The organism is Pseudomonas sp. GW823-FHT04A03, assembly GCF_058796615.1.
Genome location: NZ_JBXAIV010000010.1, coordinates 152413 through 175821 on the forward strand (window position 1 = coordinate 152413; position 23409 = coordinate 175821).

Here is a 23409-nt window from a genome sequence, read left to right on the forward strand (position 1 = left end):
CAGCCGAGGCTGCTCAATCTGTATTTTGCCGATTGCCCCTTTATTGCGAGGCAACCTTTTCAATCAACGCTTCTGGGTCAGGGCGCGACGTTCGAATTCAACGATGCGCTGACGGTAGTGCTCGATGGTCTGCGCGGTCAGGACGCTGCGCTGGTCATCTTTCAATTCGCCGTTCAGTTCCTGGGACAGCTTGCGGGCTGCCGCCACCATCACGTCGAAGGCCTGCTTCGGATGACGCGGGCCTGGCAGGCCGAGGAAGAAGCTCACCGCCGGGGTGCTGAAATGGTCGATGTCGTCCAGATCGAAAATGCCCGGTTTGACCGCGTTAGCCATGGAGAACAGCACTTCACCGTTGCCGGCCATGCTTTCGTGACGGTGGAAGATATCCATCTCGCCGAAACGCAGGCCGCTTTCCAGAATGTTCTGCAACAGTGCCGGGCCTTTGAAGCCGGCCGGATCGCGGCAGATCACGCTGATCACCAGCACTTCTTCGGCTTGCGGCTGATCTTTATCGGCAACCGCCGGTGACGACTTGGCAACAGGCTCGACGAAATCATCGTCGCGGCTGCTGAAGCTCGGGCCGCCGTCCAGATCCAGATCGAGGTTCAGGTCGCCCTGGGCCGGACCGTTGCTGCCACGCTTGCCGCGCTTTGAACCGGATTCGCGAGGCTCGCGTGCTTCGCGGGCCGGCATGCTCACCGATGGCAGATCGTGCTCGTCCAGTTGCGGCTCTTTATGGGTATCCAGCACGCGGGCCGGGCCCAACAGCTCAGCGCTGGTGTCCTCGTCCGGCAGGTTGGACAGACTTCGGTCAAGACGGAATTTCAGTTTTCCCTTGCCGCCGCGCATACGGCGCCAGCCATCGAAAAGAATACCGGCTATCACAATGATGCCGATGACGATCAGCCACTCGCGCAGACCGATTTCCATGTAATCCCGTGCCTCTATAAAAAATGCTGAAAAATAAGGGGTTTACACTGTGTAAACCGCTTTAAAACGTGGCGCCAACTCTATGTTCTGACAGGCGTTTTGCCCACGTATACGAAAAATTGACATTAAACTAGCACGACCAAAGACAACTTTACACCGTCTGTCTCATTGGCTTGCGCGATTATGTCGATTGGCCAGCAAGTCGAAGCCGGTAAATATGTCCTACAGACTACAAATACCTTTTCCGACACGCGCCGGCTCAGGCATCCACCATCGCCATCGCCTCCTCGACATCCACGGCTACCAGTCGCGAACAACCCGGCTCATGCATCGTCACGCCCATCAACTGGTCAGCCATTTCCATGGCGATCTTGTTGTGGGTGATATAGATGAACTGCACGGTCTGCGACATCTCTTTGACCAATCGTGCGTAGCGTCCAACGTTAGCGTCATCCAGTGGTGCGTCAACTTCATCGAGCATGCAGAACGGCGCCGGATTCAATTTGAAGATCGCAAAAACCAGTGCCAGTGCGGTCAGGGCTTTTTCGCCACCGGAGAGCAAATGGATGGTGCTGTTCTTCTTCCCGGGCGGCTGCGCCATGATCGTCACCCCTGTATCGAGTAGATCTTCGCCCGTCAGTTCCAAATACGCGCGTCCGCCACCGAAAACTTTCGGGAAAAGCGCCTGTAAACCGCCATTGATCTGATCAAAGGTATCTTTGAAACGGTTACGGGTTTCCTTGTCGATCTTGCGGATGACGTTTTCCAGCGTCTCCAGGGCTTCGACCAGATCGGCGTCCTGGGCATCCAGATAACGTTTACGCTCGGATTGTTGCGTGTATTCATCGATCGCCGCGAGGTTGATCGCGCCCAGGCGTTGAATGCGCGCGGCGATGCGTTCAAGTTCTTCTTCGGCGGCCTTCTCGCTGGCCTCGGTGGTCAGGGTGTTGAGCACGCCGTGCAGATCGTAGCCGTCTTCCAGCAGTTGATCCTGCAGGGCCTTGCGGCGCACGGTCAGGGCCTGCCATTCCATGCGTTGCTGTTCGAGCTGGCCACGGATCAATTGCGATTGCTGCTCGGCCTGGGTCCGGCGTTTTTCTGCGTCGCGCAGTTCGCGGTCGGCGTCTTCGAGGGCGATCTGGGCGGTCTTGAGTTCATCGTCGACGCTCATGCGCTTGTCGAGCAACTCCTCGAGCTTGAGGCGCAGCTCTTCCAGCGGTGCTTCGCCCTCCTCCAGGTTCAGGCTGAGCTGTTCACGTTTTTCGGTGAGGCGCTCGGCCTGCATTTCCAGACGTTCAAGGGCCTGACGCGTCGAATCATGTTGTGCACGCAGCGAGCCGAGGCGCACGGCCAATTGATGGGCGTGATCCTTGTGCTGACGGGCTTCCTGACGCACGCGATCCAGCCGTTCGCGCAGACTGTCGCGCTGGGCCAGCAGCAATTCGCGCTGCTCGGTGTCGAGGGCCATGGCGTCGAGGGCGTCCTGCAACTGGATCCGTGCTTCGCCGATGTTTTCGTGTTCCAGCTCTCGCTGCTCGGCGAGTTCGACCAGTTCTTCGTCGAGGCGGGTGCGACGCAGATTCAACTGCTCTGCCTTGGCTTTACCGGCGGACAGCTGAGCTTTCAACTCACCTTGCTGACGGGCTTCGTCCTGCAAAAGGCGACGCAAATGTTCGCGACCGTTTTCCTGCTGACGCTGTTGCGCGCGCAGCGTCTGCAAACGGGTTTCCATGGCCTCGACCGTGGCTTCGCGCTCTTCGCGTTCCGCATGCAGCGATTCGATTTCCTGGCCGCGCGCGAGCATGCCGCTTTCGGCTTCGCTGGCGCGGCGCACCCGCAGGAAATGCCGACCAACCCAGTAACCGTCGCGGCTGATCAGGCTCTGCCCGGCAGCCAGTTGGCCGCGCAAAGCGAGTGCCTGTTCAAGGCTGTCGACCGGTTTGACCTGAGCGAGCCAGGGCGACAAATCGACCTGTGCCTCGACCTTGTCCAGCAGACTGCCGGCCACGCGTACGCCGTCATGGCCGGGGCTGAGCAAACGCAGATCGCCCTGAGCAAAACCGGACAGATCGAAACCGTCGAAATCATCCACCAGCACCGCTTGCAGGTCGGCGCCGAGCACGGTTTCCACCGCCAGCTCCCAACCGGCCTCGACCTTCAGGCCTTCGGCCAGACGCGGGCGCTCGGCGAGGTTGTGTTCCTTCAGCCATTCAGCGGTGCCGGTGCCCGGATCGAGCGCGGCCTGCTGCAAGGCTTCCAGCGATGCAAGGCGACCGTTGAGGCGCTGCAAATCGCCCTGCGCCTGCTGCTGCGCAGTCAACGCTTGCTGCAATTCCTGGCGCAGTTGCTCAAGCTTTTCGACCTGGGCTTCTTCGCTGGTCTGCAAATCTTCAAGGGTCGCTTCGGACTCGGCGAGCTGTTCGCTGAGCTCCATGATCGCCGCGTCTTCCGGATCGGCCGACAGCAGCGCCCGCTCTTCGCCCAGACGCTTTTGCCGATCGGCCAGACGCTCCATGCTGGTTTCCAGCTGCTGGATGCGCGACTGCTGCACTTCGGCCTGACGACGGGGTTCGGCGGCAGTCAGGTTGAAGGCGTCCCACTGCTCCTGCCAGCCGTGCATGACGGTTTCGGAATCTTCCAGCGCAGCGGCGGCTTCTTCGGCGGCGGCGTTGGTGATTTCCTGCTCGGGCGTCAGTTGATCGAGTTCTTCGCCGAGAGTCAGCAGCAACGTGCGGTCGTGGCCCAGGTGCGATTCGGTTTCGAGGCGTGCGCGTTCGGCTTCTTTCAGATCGTCCTGTAATTGGCGCAAGCGCTGTTGGCCGTGCTGGATGCTCTGCTCGACCCGGGCGATGTCGCCGCCGACCGAATAGAAGCGCCCCTGCACCAGATTGAAGCGCTCGGACAGGTCATGGTGACCGTCGCGCAAGCGTTCAATGGCGGCGTCGGCGTTGCGTTGCTCGGCGACCAGCGCTTCGAAGCTGATTTCCTGGTTGCCGATGATCGATTCGCGCTGACCGACCTGATCGTTCAGATCCTGCCAGCGCAGGGCCGACAGTTGTGCCTTGAGCTGGCGTTCTTCGGCCTTGTATTCCTGATACTTCTTGGCGGCCTCGGCCTGACGGTGTAAGCGTTCGAGCTGGCGTTCGAGCTCTTCGCGCAGGTCGGTCAGACGGGCAAGGTTTTCGTGAGTGCGGCGGATGCGGTTTTCAGTCTCGCGCCGACGCTCCTTGTACTTGGAGATGCCGGCGGCTTCTTCAATAAAGTTACGCAGGTCTTCGGGCTTGGACTCGATCAGCTTGGAGATCATCCCCTGCTCGATGATCGAGTAGCTGCGCGGGCCGAGGCCGGTGCCGAGGAAAATGTCAGTGATGTCACGACGACGGCATTTGGCGCCGTTGAGGTAATAAGTGGTCTGGCTGTCGCGGGTCACTTTGCGGCGGATCGAAATCTCCGCGTACGCCGCCCACTCGCCCAAAAGCGTGCCGTCGGAGTTGTCGAACACCAGTTCGATGCTCGCCTGGCTCACCGGTTTGCGGCTGGTCGAGCCGTTGAAGATGACGTCGGTCATCGACTCGCCGCGCAGGTTCTTGGCCGAGCTTTCGCCCATCACCCAGCGCACGGCGTCGATGATGTTCGACTTGCCGCAACCGTTCGGCCCGACGACTGCCGCCATGTTGCTGGGGAAGTTCACCGTGGTCGGATCGACGAAGGATTTGAACCCCGCCAGCTTGATGCACTTGAGCCGCAAGGTCAGGCAACCGTCAGGGCGGACACCACCAGATCGCAGCTGCGCTGGGCGTAAGCCGTCAGCACGATGCGGATCTGCGGCAAGTCACGGGCGAGGACGGCGGCGAGCAGGCGTTCGAACAGTTCGAGGAACTCGCTCATCTCGGCCTTGCGCTGTTCCAGTGCAAGGAAGTACGCGCGGCTCATCGCCGGTTGCAGGTTTTCCACCGTTTCTTGCAGGTACGGGTTGTTGGCGAACGGGTACGCGGCGCGCATCACGTTGAAACTGTCGTCAACGAAGGTGCGGATGTCCTGACGCTCGTAGCTGGCGGTCAGGCGCTGCTGGATCTGCACGAACGGCGCCATGTCGGACTGGACTTGCCAGCCATTGGCCACTGCGTTGCCGAGCAGGATGTACAACTCGCTCATCAGCGTGCACAGGCTCTGCACCTTGTGCGCCGTCAGCTCGGTGACGTGGGCGCCGCGGCGCGGCAGGATCGCGATCAGGTGACGGCGCTCGAGGATCAGCAAGGCTTCGCGGACCGAGCCGCGGCTGACGTTCAGCGCCAGCGTGACCTTCTGTTCCTGGATACGCTCTCCCGGCTTCATTTCGCCGCGAATGATCCGTTCGGCGAGGTGGTGAGCGATTTGCTCGGCGAGGCTGTCCGGCGCCTTGAACGTCATGGTTGTCCTTCAAACTCTTCGATCTGCACAAGCGGCGCAGTGTAGCGCAATGCGCGGTCATGGCGGAGTGCCCGCACAGCGGTTTTTGGCACGAATCCCGCAAAAAAGCGCTTGATCCAATGAGGGTCAATACTGAAGAGACACGTGGTTGAGCGACAAAACGGTTTTTCCTGACCTTTAAGTCAGAAAACCATTGACCGAAAAGTCAGACCTGCTAAATTCGGCTCAAGTCGCTCAACAACAATAATGAGTCTGCGAGGCCTTCCGTGATCCAGTTTTTACTTAACCAGGAACTCCGTAGCGAGCACGCCCTGGACCCGAACCTGACTGTGCTCAACTACCTGCGTGAACACGTGGGTAAATCCGGCACCAAAGAAGGCTGCGCCAGCGGTGACTGCGGCGCGTGTACGGTGGTGGTCGGCGAGTTGCAGACGGATGACGATGGCCGCGAGCACATTCGCTATCGCAGCCTCAACTCGTGCCTGACGTTCGTTTCGTCGCTGCACGGCAAACAATTGATCAGTGTCGAAGACCTCAAGCACCAGGGCGAACTGCACAGCGTGCAGAAAGCCATGGTCGAGTGCCACGGTTCGCAGTGCGGTTTCTGCACCCCCGGTTTCGTGATGTCGCTGTTCGCCCTGCAAAAGAACAGCGATGCACCGGATCATGCCAAAGCCCACGAAGCGCTGGCCGGCAACCTCTGCCGCTGCACCGGCTACCGGCCGATCCTCGCCGCCGCCGAACAATCCTGCTGCGGCAAGCAACCGGACCAGTTCGACGCTCGCGAGGCGGAAACCATCTCCCGCCTTAAAGCCATTGCCCCGACGTCGATCGGCGAACTCAACAGCGGCGACAAACGCTGCCTGGTGCCGTTGACCGTGGCCGACCTGGCCGATCTCTACGACGCTTATCCACAAGCCCGCCTGCTGGCTGGCGGCACCGATCTGGCGCTGGAAGTCACTCAGTTCCACCGCACGCTGCCGGTGATGATCTACGTCGGCAACGTCGCCGAAATGAAGCGCATCGAGCACTTCGACGATCGCATCGAAATCGGCGCCGCCACCGCCCTCTCCGATTGCTACGAAGCGCTGAACGCCGAGTACCCGGACTTCGGCGAACTGCTGCACCGCTTCGCCTCCCTGCAGATCCGCAACCAGGGCACGTTAGGCGGCAACATCGGCAACGCCTCGCCGATCGGTGACTCGCCGCCCCTGCTGATCGCGCTCGGCGCGCAGATCGTGCTGTGCAAGGGCGAGACCCGCCGCACGCTGGCCCTCGAGGATTACTTCATCGATTACCGGGTCACCGCGCGCCAGGAAAGCGAGTTCATCGAAAAAATCATCGTCCCGCGCGCCACGGCTGAGCAGCGCTTCCGCGCCTACAAAGTCTCCAAGCGTCTGGACGATGACATTTCTGCCGTCTGCGCCGCGTTCAATCTGCGCGTCGAGAACGGCGTGATCACCGATGCCCGCGTCGCCTTCGGAGGCATGGCCGCGATCCCGAAACGCGCCGCTCATTGTGAAGCCGTGCTGCTCGGCCAGCCGTTCAACAACGCTGTGGTCGAACGCGCCTGCACCGCGCTGGGCGAGGATTTCACCCCGCTCTCGGACTTCCGCGCCAGCAAGGAATACCGCCTGCTCAGCGCGCAGAACCTGCTGCGCAAATACTTCATCGAACTGCAAACACCGCACATCGAGACTCGGGTGACCGCTTATGTCTAACCATCACGGCGTAGAGAAAACGCAAGCTGAACTGGCTGAATTGTTCGCCAAGGACCTGACCTCTGGCGTCGGCCGCAGCGTCAAGCACGACAGCGCCGCCAAGCATGTGTCCGGTGAAGCGCAGTACATCGATGACCGCCTGGAATTCCCCAACCAGTTGCACGTTTACGCACGGCTGTCGGATCGCGCCCACGCAAAAATCATCAGCATCGACACCCAGCCCTGCTACGCCTTCGAAGGCGTGCGCATCGCCATCACCCACGAAGACGTGCCGGGCCTGAAAGACATCGGCCCGCTACTGCCGGGCGATCCGCTGCTGGCCATCGATGACGTGCAGTTCGTCGGTCAACCGGTGCTGGCCGTGGCGGCGAAAGATCTGGAAACAGCACGCAAGGCCGCCATGGCCGCGATCATCGAATACGAAGATCTGGAGCCGGTGCTCGACGTGGTCGAAGCCCTGCGCAAACGCCATTTCGTGCTCGACAGCCACACCCATCAGCGCGGCGATTCGACCACGGCGCTGGCCACGGCCGAACATCGCATTCAAGGCACGCTGCACATCGGCGGCCAGGAACACTTTTACCTGGAGACCCAGATCTCCTCGGTGATGCCGACCGAAGACGGCGGCATGATCGTCTACTGCTCGACCCAGAACCCCACCGAAGTGCAGAAACTGGTGGCCGAAGTCCTCGACGTTTCGATGAACAAAATCGTCGTCGACATGCGCCGCATGGGCGGTGGTTTCGGCGGCAAGGAAACCCAGGCCGCGAGCCCGGCCTGCCTGTGCGCAGTGATCGCGCACCTCACCGGCCAACCGACCAAGATGCGCCTGCCACGTGTCGAAGACATGCTGATGACCGGCAAGCGTCACCCGTTCTACGTCGAGTACGACGTCGGCTTCGACAGCACCGGGCGCCTGCACGGCATCGCGATGGATCTGGCCGGCAACTGCGGCTGCTCGCCCGACCTGTCGGCCTCGATTGTCGATCGGGCGATGTTCCACTCGGACAACTCGTACTACCTCGGCGATGCGACCATCAACGGCCACCGCTGCAAGACCAACACCGCGTCGAACACCGCGTACCGTGGTTTCGGCGGCCCGCAAGGGATGGTCGCGATCGAAGAAGTGATGGACGCCATCGCCCGTCACCTCAACCTCGATCCGCTGGCCGTGCGCAAGGCCAACTACTACGGCAAGACCGAGCGCAACGTCACTCACTACTACCAGACCGTCGAGCACAACATGCTCGAAGAGATGACCGCCGAACTGGAAGAAAGCAGCCAGTACGCCGAGCGCCGCGAAGCGATCCGTCGCTACAACGCCAACAGCCCGATCCTGAAAAAAGGCCTGGCGCTGACCCCGGTGAAATTCGGCATTTCCTTCACCGCCAGCTTCCTCAACCAGGCAGGTGCCTTGGTGCACGTCTACACCGACGGCAGCATCCACCTGAACCACGGTGGTACGGAAATGGGTCAGGGCCTGAATACCAAAGTCGCGCAGGTCGTGGCCGAAGTGTTCCAGGTGGAAATGGACCGGGTGCAGATCACCGCGACCAACACCGACAAAGTGCCGAACACCTCGCCGACGGCGGCGTCCAGCGGTGCCGACCTCAACGGTAAAGCCGCGCAGAATGCGGCAGAAATCATCAAGCAGCGCCTGGTCGAATTCGCCGCGCGGCACTACAAGGTCAGCGAAGAAGACGTGGAATTCCACAACGGCCACGTGCGGGTTCGTGACCATATCCTGACCTTCGAAGCGCTGATCCAGCTGGCGTATTTCAATCAGGTGTCGCTGTCGAGCACCGGGTTCTACAAGACCCCGAAAATCTACTACGACCGCAGTCAGGCCCGTGGTCGGCCGTTCTACTACTTCGCCTTCGGCGCGGCGTGCTGCGAAGTGATCGTCGACACCCTGACCGGCGAGTACAAAATGCTACGCACCGACATCCTGCACGACGTCGGCGCCTCGCTGAACCCGGCCATCGATATCGGTCAGGTCGAGGGTGGTTTCGTTCAGGGCATGGGCTGGCTGACCATGGAAGAGCTGGTGTGGAACAACAAGGGCAAGCTGATGACCAACGGCCCGGCCAGCTACAAGATCCCGGCCGTGGCGGACATGCCGCTGGACCTGCGAGTGAAACTGGTGGAAAACCGCAAGAACCCGGAAGACACAGTGTTCCACTCCAAGGCTGTGGGTGAGCCGCCGTTCATGCTCGGCATCGCCGCGTGGTGTGCGATCAAGGATGCGGTGGCCAGCCTCAGCGACTACAAGCATCAACCGAAGATCGACGCGCCGGCGACCCCGGAGCGGGTGTTGTGGGGTTGCGAGCAGATGCGCCAGCTCAAGGCGGTGAAAGCCGTCGAGGCTGAAACCGAGCTGGCTCCGCTCTAAGACCGAGGTGCGGCCTTCGCGGGCAAGCCCGCTCCCACAGAGATATGCACTGACTGTTGGACTTGTGCAAATTCAATGTGGGAGCGGGCTTGCTCGCGAAGAGGCCCGAACAGACAACGACAGATGTCGAGGTGAACATGTACAACTGGATCGACGCCCTCGCCGACCTGCAGAACCAGGGCGAACCCTGTGTTCTGGTGACGATCATCGAAGAGCTCGGCTCGACGCCGCGCAATGCCGGCTCGAAAATGGTCGTCAGCGTTCGCCAGACGTTCGACACTATTGGTGGCGGACACCTGGAATACAAAGCCATGCAGATAGCCCGCGAGATGCTCGCCAGCGGCAAGCAGGACACCCATCTGGAGCGCTTCAGCCTCGGCGCCAGCCTCGGCCAGTGCTGCGGCGGCGCCACGGTGCTGCTGTTCGAACCGATGGGCCAGGTGCAGGCGCAGATCGCCGTGTTCGGCGCCGGCCATGTCGGTCGCGCGCTGGTACCCTTGCTCGCCAGCCTGCCCTGCCGGGTGCGCTGGATCGATTCCCGGGAAGAGGAATTCCCCGAACAGATTCCCCACGGCGTGCGCAAGATCGTCGCCGAGGAGCCTGTGGATGAAATCGACGACCTGCCCGCCGGCAGCTACTGCATTGTCATGACCCACAACCATCAGCTGGATCTGGAACTCACCGCCGCGATCCTCAAGCGCAACGACTTCACCTGGTTCGGCCTGATCGGTTCGAAAACCAAACGGGCCAAGTTCGAACACCGTTTGCGTGATCGTGGTTTCGACGCCAGTGTCGTGCAACGCATGCGCTGCCCGATGGGCATCGGCGAAGTCAAAGGCAAGTTGCCTGTGGAAATCGCCATTTCCATCGCCGGCGAAATCATCGCCACCTATAACGCCAATTTCGGCCAGCACACCGCCAGCGCCGAACCGATTGCCAAGCTGCTGCCGGTTTCGCGCCGCAGTCAGGCCGCCACACTCAAAGCCTCAAACTGATTAGAGAACCCTCATGCCTCTGACTCGCAAAGCCTACCGCGCCGCCATCCTGCACAGCATCGCCGACCCTGCCGAGGTCGGCATCGAAGCCTCCTACGAGTATTTCGAGGACGGCCTGCTGGTGGTCGATGACGGCAAGATCAGCGCCCTCGGCCACGCCAGCGAACTGCTGCCGACCCTGCCGGCGGACATCGAGATCGTTCATCACAAGGATGCGCTGATCACCCCGGGCTTCATCGACACCCACATCCACCTGCCGCAGACCGGCATGGTCGGCGCCTACGGCGAGCAACTGCTGGACTGGCTGAACACCTACACCTTCCCGTGCGAAAGCCAGTTCGCCGACAAGGCCCACGCCGATGAAGTGGCGGACATCTTCATCAAGGAACTGCTGCGCAACGGCACCACCACCGCGCTGGTGTTCGGCAGCGTGCATCCGCAATCGGTGAACTCGTTCTTCGAAGCCGCCGAGAAGCTGGACCTGCGGATGATCGCCGGCAAGGTGATGATGGACCGCAACGCGCCGGACTACCTGACCGACACCCCGGAATCGAGCTACGTCGACAGCAAGGCGCTGATCGAGCGCTGGCACGGCAAGGGCCGTCTGCACTATGCAGTCACCCCGCGTTTCGCCCCGACCAGCACCCCGGAACAGCTGACCCTCGCCGGCCAGTTGCTCGGTGAATACCCGGATCTGTACATGCAGACCCACATCAGCGAAAACCTCAAGGAAGTCGAGTGGGTCAAGGAGCTGTTCCCGGAGCGCAAAGGCTATCTGGACGTCTACGACCACTATCAGTTGCTCGGCGAGCGCTCGGTGTTCGCCCACGGCGTGCACCTGTGCGACGACGAATGCGCGCGCCTGGCGGAGACCGGTTCGGCGGTCGCGTTCTGCCCGACCTCGAACTTCTTCCTCGGCAGCGGCCTGTTCAACCTGCCGATGGCCGAGAAGCACAAACTGAACGTCGGCCTCGGCACTGACGTCGGCGGCGGCACCAGTTTCTCGCTGCTGCAAACCCTGAACGAAGCCTACAAGGTGATGCAGTTGCAAGGTGCGCGCCTGAGCCCGTTCAAGTCGCTGTACCTCGCCACCCTCGGCGGCGCGCGGGCGCTGCGTCTGGAAGACAAGATCGGCAACCTGCAACCGGGCTCCGACGCCGACTTCCTGGTGCTGGACTACAACGCCACGCCGCTGCTGAGCTACCGCTTGAAGCAGGCCAACAACATTGCCGAAACGCTGTTCGTGCTGATGACCCTGGGCGATGACCGCACTGTGGCTCAGACCTATGCGGCAGGCGCGCTGGTGCACCAGCGCTAACTGATCGCTTGATCGTTCCCACGCTCTGCGTGGGAATGCCTCTGGGGACGCTCCGCGTCCAGTGACGCGGAGCGTCACGGCTGCATTCCCACGCGGACGGTTCGACGTAGGAACGATCAGGACGCTAGTTTTCCGCAGACAAAAAAATCCCCCGGTACTTTGCAGTCCGGGGGATTTTTATTGCCTGTCAATTCGCCTCAGAGCTTGACCGCCGGCCGCCCCGGCTTCTTGGTCTGCAACAGGTGCGAGAACACTGCATGCAGATCGTCCGAAGCGCTTTCCTCGTCGAGGTTGAGCTTGCTGTCGATGTGATCCATGTGATGCATCATCAGGTCCACCGCCAACTCGCCGTTGCGCGCTTCGATGGCGTCGATCAACTGGGTGTGCTCGTCGTAGGAACAGTGCGAACGGTTGCCGCTTTCATATTGGGCAATGATCAGCGACGTCTGCGAAACCAGGCTGCGCTGGAAGCTGATCAACGGCGCGTTCTTCGCTGCCTCGGCCAGCTTCAGGTGGAATTCGCCCGAGAGACGGATGCCGGCACCGCGATCGCCACGGGAGAAGCTGTCGCGCTCGTCGTTGACCATCTGGCGCAGTTCGGCGATCTGCTCGGCGGTGGCGTGTTGCACTGCCAGCTCGGTGATCGCGCGTTCCACCAGACGCCGGGCGAGGAACACCTGACGTGCTTCTTCGACGCTCGGGCTGGCGACGACCGCGCCACGGTTCGGCCGCAACAGCACCACGCCCTCATGGGCCAGACGCGAGAGCGCGCGGCGAATGATGGTGCGGCTGACCCCGAAAATTTCCCCCAGCGCTTCTTCGCTCAACTTTGTGCCGGGCGCCAGGCGCTGTTCGAGGATGGCCTCGAAGATATGCGCATAGACGATATCGTCCTGGGTTCCGCTGCGGCCGGCTTTGCCTGCTCGCGGTTGTTTCTTGAGGGGTTGCAACTGTTCGTTCATGGGCACTCGAGTCGGGAAGAACTGCGGCGAATTGACCGTGACTGTAATACGGCACAGTGGGTCGCTGGCAAGTATCGCGTAAAAAACAGCGCGATTGTACACAATGGAAGGTGGCAACACGACTGTACGGCTGTTTGTGGCTTCGGCTGTATTGCAACGCTCCGTTACGTTTGAGTTTAGGCTTGATCGCAGAATCCGCGATCCCTGTGGGAGCGAGCTTGCTCGCGATAGCGGTTGGACATTCAACTCCAATGTCGACTGTTCCGCCGTCATCGCGAGCAAGCTCGCTCCCACAAGGGTTTCGCGTAGCTGCGAATATCTTCATTGGTACAAGGAATGCCGCTGTCATGAACGAAATTACCCACACCCGACTGCGCCCGCTGGCGGACACATCGCCCTCCGCCATCGTCGCCGGGTTCATCGCGATGATGACCGGCTACACCAGTTCGCTGGTGCTGATGTTCCAGGCCGGGCAAGCGGCGGGCCTGACCAGCGGGCAGATTTCGTCGTGGATCTGGGCGATTTCCATCGGCATGGCGGTGTGTTCGATCGGCCTGTCCCTGCGTTATCGCACGCCGATCACGATTGCCTGGTCGACACCCGGCGCGGCGCTTTTGATCACCAGCCTCGGCGGCGTGACGTATGGCGAAGCGATTGGCGCCTACATCACCTGCGCCGTGCTGGTAACCATTTGCGGCCTGACCGGCAGCTTCGAACGGCTGGTGAAAAAGATCCCGGCCTCCCTCGCCGCCGCGCTGCTGGCGGGGATTCTGTTCAAGATCGGCAGCGAAATCTTCGTCGCCGCGCAACACCGCACCGGTCTGGTGCTGGGGATGTTCTTCACTTATCTCATCGTCAAACGCCTGTCGCCGCGTTATGCGGTGCTCGCTGCGCTGCTGATCGGCACCGCACTTTCGGGTTTCATGGGGCTGCTGGACTTCAGCGGTTTTCATCTGGAAGTGGCGACCCCGGTCTGGACCACGCCGCACTTCTCCCTCGCGGCGACCATCAGCATCGGTATTCCGCTGTTCGTTGTAGCGATGACCTCGCAAAACATGCCCGGCATCGCCGTGCTGCGCGCCGATGGCTACAACGTCCCGGCCTCGCCCTTGATAACCACCACCGGCATTGCATCGCTACTGCTGGCGCCGTTCGGTTCCCACGGCATCAACCTCGCAGCGATCAGCGCGGCGATCTGCACCGGACCGCATGCCCATGAAGATCGCAACAAACGCTACACGGCAGCCGTGTGGTGCGGGATTTTCTACGGGATTGCCGGGGTGTTCGGCGCCACGCTGGCGGCGCTGTTTGCCGCGCTGCCCAAGGAACTGGTGCTGTCGATTGCTGCGCTGGCGCTGTTCGGCTCGATCATCAACGGCTTGAGCATCGCCATGACCGAGGTGAAGGAGCGGGAAGCGGCGCTGATCACCTTCATGGTCACGGCGTCGGGGCTGACGCTGTTTTCCATCGGTTCGGCGTTCTGGGGGATTGTCGCGGGGGTGCTGACCTTGCTGATCCTGAACTGGCGCAAGGCCTGAGGCCTGAGGCCTGAGGCCTGGTTAAAAAGCAGGCATAAAAAAACGGCGACCCTCAGGTCGCCGTTTTTTTCAGTATCACTTGGCCGCGTTGATCGGCTTTTCCGGATACCAAACGTCCAGCAGCGGGCTGATTTCAGTAGAAGTCAGCTCGGAGCGGGTTTTCAGCCAGGCTTCAACAGCAGTGCGCTGCTCTTCGGAGACCGAACCACGCTTCTGCAGGCAAACCAGACCGAAGTCGTCGCCGCCGACATAGCCCAGACCGTTGGCTTCCATGGCTTCTTTGATGAATGCTTCGAGGAAAGCGTCAATGGCTTCTTCGGACAGGTCTTCTTTGAAGCCCAGGTTCAGTTCGAAACCCAGCTCTTGAAATTCATCGACGCACAGTTTTTTGCGCAGACGCTGGGAACGGTTAGTCGCCATTGGAACAATCCTCTTAAGTAATAACGGCCGGCACTTTACCAGTTTAAGCCGGCGATTGCCCGACTCTCTGGGACGTGCGTGCGACCGCCTGTAAAAAAATAACGAATTGGCGCCCTTGCGAAAGGCACAAGCTGTTACACCTTGGGGCATAATGCCGACACTTTCATGACCACTGAGGGCCTTTTCATCCATGTCCTCGTCTTTTTTCCCCTCGGCTGTAGGGTTTTATTTCATATGATCAAATCGTTGCGTCCTCTGCTCCTGGCCGGTCTTCTTCTGCCGCTGGCCTTGCCCGTCTCCGCTGCCACCATCAACACCGCCCTGACCCCCAACGTCGAAAAAGCCCTCAAGGCCAGCAAGCTGCAGCCCACTGCCCTGTCGCTGGTGATGGTGCCGCTGGACGGCCCGGGCACGCCGACCGTGTACAACGCCGACGTGTCGGTCAACCCGGCCTCGACCATGAAGCTGGTCACCACTTACGCGGCGCTGGAAATGCTCGGCCCCAACCATCAGTGGAAAACCGAGTTCTACACCGACGGCGACCTGAACGGCGGGATCCTCAACGGCAACCTGTACCTCAAGGGTGGTGGCGATCCGAAGCTGAACATGGAAAAACTCTGGCTGCTGATGCGCGACTTGCGCGCCAATGGCGTGACCCAGGTCACCGGTGATCTGGTGCTCGATCGCAGCTTCTTCGTGCAGCCGCAACTGCCGGAATTCAACGATGACGGCAACGACGAGAACAAGCCGTTCCTGGTCAAGCCGGATTCGCTGCTGGTCAACCTCAAGGCCCTGCGCTTCGTGGCCCGCAACGACAATGGCCGGGTCTTGATCTCGGTCGAACCGCCGATTGCCAGCATCAACATCGAAAACACCGTCAAAGCGCTCAACTCCAAACAATGCACCGGCGGCGTGCGCTACAACCCGGTGCCGCAGGCCGATGGCAGCGTGACCGTGACCGTGGCCGGCCAGTTGGGCGAAGGCTGCAGCTCGCAGACTTACCTGTCGCTGCTCGACCACGCGACCTACACCGCCGGCGCCGTGCGGGCGATCTGGAAGGAACTGGGCGGCAGCATTCAGGGCAAGGATCGTCTGGCCCCGACCCCGAGCAGCGCCAAAGTGCTGGCCCGGGCGTTCTCGCCGGATCTGGCGGAAATCATCCGCGACATCAACAAATACAGTAACAACACCATGGCTCAGCAACTGTTCCTGAGCCTGGGCCAGAAATTCCGCAACGACGCCGACGGCGATGACGCCAAGGCCGCGCAACGCGTGGTGCGTCAGTGGCTGGCGAAGAAGGGCATCACCGCGCCGCACCTGGTGATGGAGAACGGCTCCGGCCTGTCGCGTTCGGAGCGAGTCAGCGCCCGTGAGATGGCCAGCATGCTGCAAGCGGCCTGGCACAGCCCGTACGCCGCCGAGTACATCAGCTCGCTGCCGATTGCCGGGACCGACGGCACCATGCGCAAACGCCTGAAGACCACCGCGATGCGCGGCGAAGCCCACGTCAAGACCGGCACCCTGAACACCGTACGGGCGATTGCCGGCTTCAGCCGCGACGTCAACGGCAACACCTGGGCGGTGGTGGCGATCCTCAACGACAAGGCCCCGTTCGGCGCGTCGTCGGTTCTGGATCAGGTGCTGCTGGATCTCTATAAACAGCCGCGGACGCCGCAGACCGCTTCGGTTCTGTAAGCACACCACAAAACACTGTGGGAGCGACGGTGCGACGACTCGACTTGCTCGCGAAGGCGTCCATTCAGTCGATGAAGATGTCGACTTTGATGGCCCCTTCGCGAGCAAGCTCGCTCCCACAGGGGTTCAGTGGCGGACGGGATCAGTTCATCTGACGCTCAACCCGATCCCGTCCGCCCTGCTTCGCCGCATAAACCCCCGAATCCGCCCGCAGCAACAGCGCATCCGCGCCCTCCCCGGGTCGCCAGCTGGCAATCCCGAAACTGGCCGTCACCACACCCACCACGTCGATCGGCGCACCGCGCAGGCTTTGCCATAACTCCTCGGCCAGCATGTGGGCGTGATCGCCGTCGATGTCCGGGCACAGCACCATGAATTCTTCGCCGCCCAACCGGCAGAACACGTCGGTACGTCGCAGACGATGACCGATGCGCTCGCAGACCGCCTGCAACACGCGGTCGCCCGCTGCGTGACCGTACTGATCGTTGATCCGCTTGAAGTGGTCGATGTCGAGCATGATCACCGACAGCTCGCCTCCACCGCGTTCGACCCGGGCCATTTCGGTGGTCAGGCGCTCCTGGAAATAGCGCCGGTTGTGAATCCCGGTCAGGGCATCGGTCACCGATAGCGCGCGCAACTCTTCTTCCACGCGCTTCAGGTCGGAGATGTCGGAAATGTAACCGTGCCACAGCACGCCGCCGCCCGGCAGTTCCTCCGGAGTCGCCTCGCCGCGAACCCAGCGCAGGCCGCGCTCGGGCAGCTGCACGCGGTATTCCTCGCGCCACGGGCTGAGGTTGTCCGCCGAGGCGCGGATCGACTTGCGCACGCGGCTGACGTCCTGCGGGTGGATGCGGGTGAAGATCGCTTCGGCGTTGAGCAGCAGCACATCCGGCTCCAGCTCGTAGATCTCGCGGATGCCGTCGCTGGCGTAAATCACGCTGAAGCGACCGTCGAATTCCATCTTGAATTGATAGATCCCGCCGGGAACGTGGGCGCTGAGCTTTTTCAACAGCACGTCCCGAGCGGCGAGCGCTTCGTGCACGCGCTTGCGCTCGGTGATGTCGATGCAGATTGCCAGATGCCCGACCCACAGCCCCTGCTCGTCCAGCACCGGGGTGGCCAGCATGTTCACTGGAATGTGGCTGCCATCCTTGCGCACCAGCGTCCATTCCCGCGCCTCGTGCCCGCCGACTTCGCCACCCTCCACCAGCATCGCCTGGCAGGTCGGAATGGTTTTGCCATAGCGGGCGCTGAGCTCCGCCGCCCGGGCCACCAGTTCCCGGGGAAAGTGCAGGTTTTCCAGGGTCATGTGGCCGACCACTTCGTTGCTCAGATAACCGAGCATCTGCTCGGCGCCGGGGTTGAAGGTGTTGATCACACCGCGCAGGTCGGTGGCGATGATTGCAACCTGGGTCGCCGCGTTGAGCACCCCGCGCAACTGGCCGTGGGTGCCGCGCAGTTCCTGTTCGCGCTCATGCAGCTCCTGGGTGCGCAACTCGACCATGCGCAACGCACGCTGGCGCTGACTGACCAGCACATAAAGCAGCGCGCTCAGCAGCAGACTGAGCAATCCGCCCAGCACCACCACGCTGCCAACCGACGAATGGTTGGCCTGCATGAACGCTTCGCTGGGCAGGATATCCACCTGATAGTCGTGATCGGCCATGCGCACCAATCGAGTGGCCGACAGATCGCTCGGCGCCGGTTCATTGGTCGATTCGAACAGCACTTCATGCTGATCGTTGGTAGACAGATCAAGAATGCGCACCGACAGATAGTCATGGAACGCATCCGGCAGACCGTCCGCCAGCAGCTGACGCATGCTGATGACGGCCATCACGTAGCCGAACGACTTGGGCTCGCCGGGGCGCACCACCGGCGCCACCAGCAGCACACCGCGTGCATAGGCCGGTTCGATCGCCACCAGATGCATCGGCTGCGACACCGCCAGGCCACCGATCTGGTCGGCGCGCTCCAGGGTCGTGCGGCGCAGCGGCTGGGCCAGCAAGTCGTAACCCAGCGGCGAGCCGAGCCGGCTCTGAGTCTGGCTGTACAACACCACCACGTATTCATCACGGGCCGCGGCCAGTTGCAACTCACCGCGGGCATTGAGTTCGCGCACGCTGAAGGTGCTCAGGCCTTCATCCCGCGCCCGCTGTTCAAAGGCTGCACGCTCGGCGCCGCTCACCCGCAGGGCGAACGAATAGGCCTGGGTGCGCAGTAATAAAGGTTGGGTGTAGCCGTCGAATTCGGCGCGGGACACCGATTCGGAGTTGGCGAAGAAGCGGCGCAGCCCGTCGAGGCGTTGCTCCTGATCCTGAAAACGTTCTTCGATGCGGCTGTAGCGCTCGTTGGCCAGCAGCTGAAAGCGTTGGCGCAACTGGCTGTGAAACTGATTGAGGGTGCCCCAGGCGAGCAGCCCCGTGAGAATCCCGCCGGCGAGCAATACCAGCAGCGCGACCAGCCAGGCCGAGACTTCTTCGCTGATAAAACCCAATATCTTCGGGCGCACGGGGTGCAACGACATAAAAGCCACTCACTACGTCAGCATCTGCGGGAAAAACCCCATCGGCCGTGTGTGAGTTATAGCTATTAGCCACTAATTTGGCTAGCTCTGAACGGATCCAAGAGCCTTTAAAAATCAAGGCTCTGTGGATCCAATTTTGCAGAGTGTCAACGAGCCGTGATTTTCCAGGCGCGGTGGATCTTGCCGTTGCGGGCGAAATCCGGATCGATGGTGCTGGCGGTGATTTCCTCGACCGCGTAACGCTCGGCCAGGTTGTCTTCGAGCTGGAACTTGCGGAAGTTGTTCGAGAAGTACAACACCCCGCCCGCTGCCAGCCGCGCCATGGCCAGGTCGATCAACTGAACCTGATCACGCTGCACGTCGAAGATGCCTTCCATGCGCTTGGAGTTGGAGAAGGTCGGCGGATCGATGAAGATCAGATCGTATTCGTCGCGGGAATTCTCCAGCCACGCCATCACATCGCCCTGCTCCAGACGGTTCTTGTCGGAGAAACCGTTGAGCGACAGGTTGCGGCGCGCCCAGTCGAGGTAGGTTTTCGACAGGTCGACGCTGGTGGTGCTGCGCGCGCCGCCCTTGGCCGCGTGCACGCTGGCGGTCGCGGTGTAGCAGAACAGGTTGAGGAAGCGCTTGCCGGCGGCCTCTTTCTGGATCCGCATGCGCATCGGCCGGTGGTCGAGGAACAGCCCGGTGTCGAGGTAATCGGTGAGGTTGACCAGCAACTTCACGCCGCCCTCGGTCACTTCATTGAACTTGCCCTGAGCCGCCTGACGCTCGTACTGCTTGGTGCCGCTCTGACGCTCGCGGCGCTTGACCACCACGCGGCTCTTGTCGATGTTCAGCGCCTGCGGGATGGCCGCCAGCGCGTCGAACATACGAATCGAGGCCTTTTCCGGGTCGATCGACTTCGGCGCGGCGTATTCCTGAACGTGCACCCAGTCGTGGTACAGGTCGATGGCCATGGCGTATTCCGGCATGTCCGCATCGTAGACGCGGTAGCAGTCGATGCCTTCGCGCTTGACCCACTTGCCCATCGCCTTGAGGTTCTTCTGCAGGCGGTTGGCAAACATCTGCCCGCCTTCGCTCAGGCGCGGCTGCTCGATCACTGGCGCCGGGGCCGGCGTCGGTTTGATCGGGTTGCCGTTCTTGTTGTACTTGCGCTCTTGCGGCTCGTCCGGCGTCTGGTCGTAAGCAGCTTGCTCACGCTCGGCCTGACGTTGCTCCGGAGTACGACGCTCGCCGGTGACGAACTGATCCGGCAGGACTTTGATCAACAACAGCTTGCACGGCAGCGCGCCGTTCCAGAACGAATACTGCTTGTGGCTGCGGATGCCCATGCGCTTGCCCAGGTCCGGCGCGCCGGTGAACACCGCCGCTTCCCAGTTCAGGCAGGCCTGACGCAGACGCTCGCCGAGGTTCTGGTAGAGGTACAACAGGCTGGCTTCATCACCCAGACGCTCGCCGTACGGCGGGTTGCAGATGACCAGGCCTTTCTGGTTCTGGTCCGGACGCGGCTCGAAGGTCGCCACTTCGCCCTGATAGATCTTGATCCACTCGCTCAGGCCGGCGCGTTCGACGTTGTTGCGGCCTGGCTGGATCAGCCGTGGGTCGGCTTCATAACCACGAATCCACAGCGGCGGCTTGGCCAGACCGGCAGCAGCACGCTCGACCGCTTCTTCATGCAGTTTTTTCCACAGCGCCGGTACGTGACCGAGCCAGGCGGTGAAGCCCCACTGCTCACGACGCAGGTTTGGCGCCATATCGGCGGCGATCATGCCGGCTTCGACCAGGAACGTGCCGACACCGCACATCGGGTCAGCCAGCGCGCCACCTTCGGCGGCAATGCGCGGCCAGCCGGAACGGATCAGGATCGCGGCCGCCAGGTTTTCCTTCAGCGGCGCAGCGCCCTGCTGCAAGCGGTAGCCGCGCTGGTGCAGGCTGTGGCCGGAAAGGTCGAGGGACAGAATCGCTTCGCCGCGATCCAGACGCAGGTGAATGCGCAGGTCCGGGTTGAGCTTGTCGATGCTTGGGCGGTCGCCCTGCGGGGTGCGCAGTTTGTCGACGATGGCGTCCTTGACCTTCAGGGCGCCAAAGTGAGTGTTGTCGATGCCCGAGCCATGACCGCTGAATTCCACGGCCAGTGTGCCGTCGGCCAGCATGTGATCCTGCCAGTCGACGTCGAGTACGCCGTGGTACAGGTCTTCGGCGTTTTTCATCGGGAAACGCTTGAGCACCAGCAGCACCCGGTTGGCCAGACGCGACCAGAGGCACAGGCGATAAGCGGTTTCCATGGTCGCCATGCCACGCACGGCGGAGGTGTGTTCGCGGGCCTCTTCAAGGCCAAGCCCGACGGCTTCCTCGATGAGCAGGCCTTCAAGGCCTTTGGGGCAAGTGAGGAAGAGTTCGAAACGGTCGGACATGGTTTTTCCAGAGCCTTTGGCTAATGAACCGGCAACGCATTGCCGATCCGGTTTTCAATCAGGCGCTTTTCTACAAGAGCGCCCGCGTGGCACGAAGGTGTGCCGTTCCATCCCCGCTGCTCGGGTTAAAAGAGCTTAGATGCCGGGACAGATAAAAAAGTTGAAGCAACAAAATGACTCAAAGCAACCCTTCGTCGAATAGTACCCCAGCGTAAACGTGGGTCATTCTCACTAAAGGATTAACCTCATCATCCAGCGCGGGGCCGATCATACCGGGGTTTGGCCAATAGACACTGGATAAATACGCGGTTACTTATGGCCATAGCATCTTTTTCGTTACGTCCTTATGACAAAACGGTCATTCCATCGATGTGACTCATTGGTTAGAACTGGACACAGGTTGACGTCGCAACGGCGTCAACACCTTGGCTCGCCACGCCGGCAGCGAGCCGCCAACGGCAGAGTTTTTCTGCCAGACCTCAATTGAGGTCGACGCGACAAAAACAGTCAACAAGTGAGGGAAACACCCTATGAGAAGACTTAAGCGTGATCCGTTGGAAAGAGCATTTTTGCGCGGATATCAATATGGCGTTGGTGGCAAATCCCGTGAGCTTTGCCCATTTACTCTACCGTCGGTACGTCAAGCCTGGATCAATGGCTGGCGAGAAGGACGCGGCGACAACTGGGACGGTATGACCGGCACTGCGGGAATCCACAGACTCAACGAACTTCACGCCGTCGGCTGACACAGGGCACTTATTCCGACACGACAATCTGATTTCGCAACACCCTGATCACCATGCACGTCCTTCCCGGACGGCGGGCTACGGCCCAGGGGCTCCTTCGAGGAGCCCTTTTTTATGCCTGCCTTTTATATCCGCCGATCAGCGCTTGGCGGCGATCGCGTCCACGGACTCGCGAATCAGCGCCGGGCCCTTATAGATGAAGCCGGAGTAGATCTGCACCAGGCTCGCGCCGGCAGCGATCTTCTCGGCCGCATGCTTGCCTTCGGTGATGCCGCCCGCTGCGATGATCGGCAGTTTGCCGCCCAGCTCGGACGCCAGCACTTTCACCGTGTGGGTGCTCTTCTCGCGAACCGGCGCGCCGGACAGACCGCCCGCCTCGTCACCGTGTTCCATGCCTTCGACACCCACGCGGCTGAGGGTGGTGTTGGTGGCGATCACCGCGTCCATCCCGGTTTCGATCAGTGCCTGGGCGACTTGCGCGGTTTCTTCGTCGGTCATGTCCGGCGCGATCTTGATCGCCAGCGGTACATGTTTGCCATGACGCAGGGCCAGTTCGGCGCGACGTGTGGCCAGATCCGCCAGCAATTGCTTGAGCGAATCACCGAATTGCAGGCTGCGCAGGCCCGGGGTGTTCGGCGAGCTGACGTTGACCGTGACGTAACTGGCGTGGGCGTAGACCTTGTCCAGGCAGATCAGGTAGTCATCCACTGCGCGTTCGACCGGGGTATCGAAGTTCTTGCCGATGTTGATCCCCAGCACGCCCTTGTATTTGGCCGCCGCCACCCGCGCCAGCAGGTTATCCACGCCGAGGTTGTTGAAACCCATGCGGTTGATGATCGCCTCGGCTTCCGGCAGGCGGAAAATCCGTGGTTTCGGGTTGCCCGGCTGCGGACGCGGGGTCACGGTGCCGATTTCGACAAAACCGAAACCCAGCTGCGCGAAGCCGTCGATGGCCGCGCCGTTCTTGTCCAGACCGGCCGCCAGACCCACAGGGTTCGGGAACTCCAGGCCCATGACAGTCACCGGCAGCGACGCCGGGGCCTTGCACAGCAAGCCGTTGAGGCCCAAACGCCCGCCCGCGCCGATCAGATCCAGCGACAGATCGTGGGAGGTTTCCGGGGAAAGTTTGAACAACAGCTGACGGGCCAGGGTGTACATGGGCGGCTATGACTCGGGCGGCGAAAAGAGGCGGCGATTATAGCCGGGCATCGCCCCGCCGCGCGAGGCGCACGGGTAAATCCGTGCGCATGGCATATGCCTTGCACCTTCCTCGGTATCAGCCCGCAGGCCAATGGTGGCGTGCAGGCAAGGACAATGGCGTCGTCTCTCGGTTTTGCG

General features: G+C 61.5%; 15 protein-coding genes. 7 read left to right on the forward strand and 8 right to left on the reverse strand.

From position 1 onward, the window contains the following. Positions 1-63: 63 nt before the first annotated feature. The 3 genes from zipA to AC1Q9F_RS22670 all read right to left on the reverse strand — a co-directional run bounded on the left by zipA (position 64) and on the right by AC1Q9F_RS22670 (position 5340). Complete coding sequence (gene zipA, locus AC1Q9F_RS22660) at positions 64-930, reverse strand: cell division protein ZipA (protein WP_102686952.1); 867 nt, start codon at positions 928-930, stop codon at positions 64-66. 259 nt (positions 931-1189) lie between these two features. Then, the gene (gene smc / locus AC1Q9F_RS22665) at positions 1190-4678 is read right to left on the reverse strand and encodes a chromosome segregation protein SMC (RefSeq protein ID WP_492620863.1); all 3489 of its coding nucleotides are present in this window, start codon (positions 4676-4678) and stop codon (positions 1190-1192) included. A gap of 2 nt (positions 4679-4680) precedes the next feature. Continuing rightward, entirely contained in the window at positions 4681-5340 is a 660-nt protein-coding gene (locus AC1Q9F_RS22670; protein WP_007952019.1) for a GntR family transcriptional regulator, read from the reverse strand. Between the two features lie 266 nt (positions 5341-5606). On the opposite strand from AC1Q9F_RS22670, the gene xdhA reads away from it, so the two are divergent. From xdhA to guaD, 4 genes are all read left to right on the forward strand, one after another. Then, positions 5607-7061 carry a xanthine dehydrogenase small subunit gene (xdhA, locus tag AC1Q9F_RS22675; protein WP_492620864.1) on the forward strand — a complete coding sequence of 485 codons (1455 nt, stop codon included), beginning with the start codon at positions 5607-5609 and terminating at the stop codon, positions 7059-7061. Next, on the forward strand, positions 7054-9453 hold the full coding sequence (xdhB, locus tag AC1Q9F_RS22680) for a xanthine dehydrogenase molybdopterin binding subunit (RefSeq protein ID WP_492620865.1): 2400 nt from the start codon (positions 7054-7056) through the stop codon (positions 9451-9453). Before xdhA ends, xdhB begins: the two co-directional genes overlap by 8 nt. A 137-nt stretch (positions 9454-9590) precedes the next feature. Further along, positions 9591-10448, forward strand: coding sequence for a xanthine dehydrogenase accessory protein XdhC (gene xdhC, locus AC1Q9F_RS22685; RefSeq protein WP_492620866.1), 858 nt, complete (start codon positions 9591-9593; stop codon positions 10446-10448). A gap of 13 nt (positions 10449-10461) precedes the next feature. Next, positions 10462-11766 (forward strand): guanine deaminase, encoded by a 1305-nt coding sequence (guaD, locus tag AC1Q9F_RS22690; protein WP_492620867.1) that lies wholly within the window; start codon positions 10462-10464, stop codon positions 11764-11766. A 197-nt stretch (positions 11767-11963) separates the two neighbouring features. On the opposite strand, the gene AC1Q9F_RS22695 is transcribed toward guaD, so the two are convergent. After that, positions 11964-12728, reverse strand: a complete 765-nt coding sequence (locus AC1Q9F_RS22695; protein ID WP_007952027.1) for a GntR family transcriptional regulator — start codon at positions 12726-12728, stop codon at positions 11964-11966. Positions 12729-13075: 347 nt separating this feature from the next. On the opposite strand from AC1Q9F_RS22695, the gene AC1Q9F_RS22700 reads away from it, so the two are divergent. Beyond that, entirely contained in the window at positions 13076-14266 is a 1191-nt protein-coding gene (locus AC1Q9F_RS22700; RefSeq protein WP_007952028.1) for a benzoate/H(+) symporter BenE family transporter, read from the forward strand. A gap of 75 nt (positions 14267-14341) precedes the next feature. Here AC1Q9F_RS22700 and AC1Q9F_RS22705 read toward each other — a convergent pair whose 3' ends face one another. Then, positions 14342-14686 carry a YggL family protein gene (locus AC1Q9F_RS22705; RefSeq protein ID WP_492620868.1) on the reverse strand — a complete coding sequence of 115 codons (345 nt, stop codon included), beginning with the start codon at positions 14684-14686 and terminating at the stop codon, positions 14342-14344. Between the two features lie 234 nt (positions 14687-14920). Between AC1Q9F_RS22705 and dacB the strand changes: the two genes are divergently transcribed. Then, complete coding sequence (gene dacB / locus AC1Q9F_RS22710; RefSeq protein ID WP_007952030.1) at positions 14921-16381, forward strand: D-alanyl-D-alanine carboxypeptidase/D-alanyl-D-alanine endopeptidase; 1461 nt, start codon at positions 14921-14923, stop codon at positions 16379-16381. A 142-nt stretch (positions 16382-16523) separates the two neighbouring features. Here dacB and AC1Q9F_RS22715 read toward each other — a convergent pair whose 3' ends face one another. Both AC1Q9F_RS22715 and rlmKL read right to left on the reverse strand, forming a co-directional pair. Next, a complete protein-coding gene (locus AC1Q9F_RS22715; RefSeq protein WP_179692139.1) occupies positions 16524-18908 on the reverse strand; it encodes a sensor domain-containing diguanylate cyclase in 2385 nt (794 codons plus the stop codon). A gap of 146 nt (positions 18909-19054) precedes the next feature. Next, positions 19055-21325 (reverse strand): bifunctional 23S rRNA (guanine(2069)-N(7))-methyltransferase RlmK/23S rRNA (guanine(2445)-N(2))-methyltransferase RlmL, encoded by a 2271-nt coding sequence (rlmKL, locus tag AC1Q9F_RS22720; RefSeq protein WP_492620869.1) that lies wholly within the window; start codon positions 21323-21325, stop codon positions 19055-19057. Positions 21326-21855: 530 nt separating this feature from the next. Here rlmKL and rmf point away from each other — a divergent pair. Continuing rightward, positions 21856-22071, forward strand: coding sequence for a ribosome modulation factor (rmf, locus tag AC1Q9F_RS22725; RefSeq protein ID WP_003223300.1), 216 nt, complete (start codon positions 21856-21858; stop codon positions 22069-22071). 138 nt (positions 22072-22209) lie between these two features. Here the strand turns inward: rmf and AC1Q9F_RS22730 are convergent, their stop codons facing one another. Then, positions 22210-23229 carry a quinone-dependent dihydroorotate dehydrogenase gene (locus AC1Q9F_RS22730; protein ID WP_085609036.1) on the reverse strand — a complete coding sequence of 340 codons (1020 nt, stop codon included), beginning with the start codon at positions 23227-23229 and terminating at the stop codon, positions 22210-22212. Positions 23230-23409: the final 180 nt, after the last annotated feature.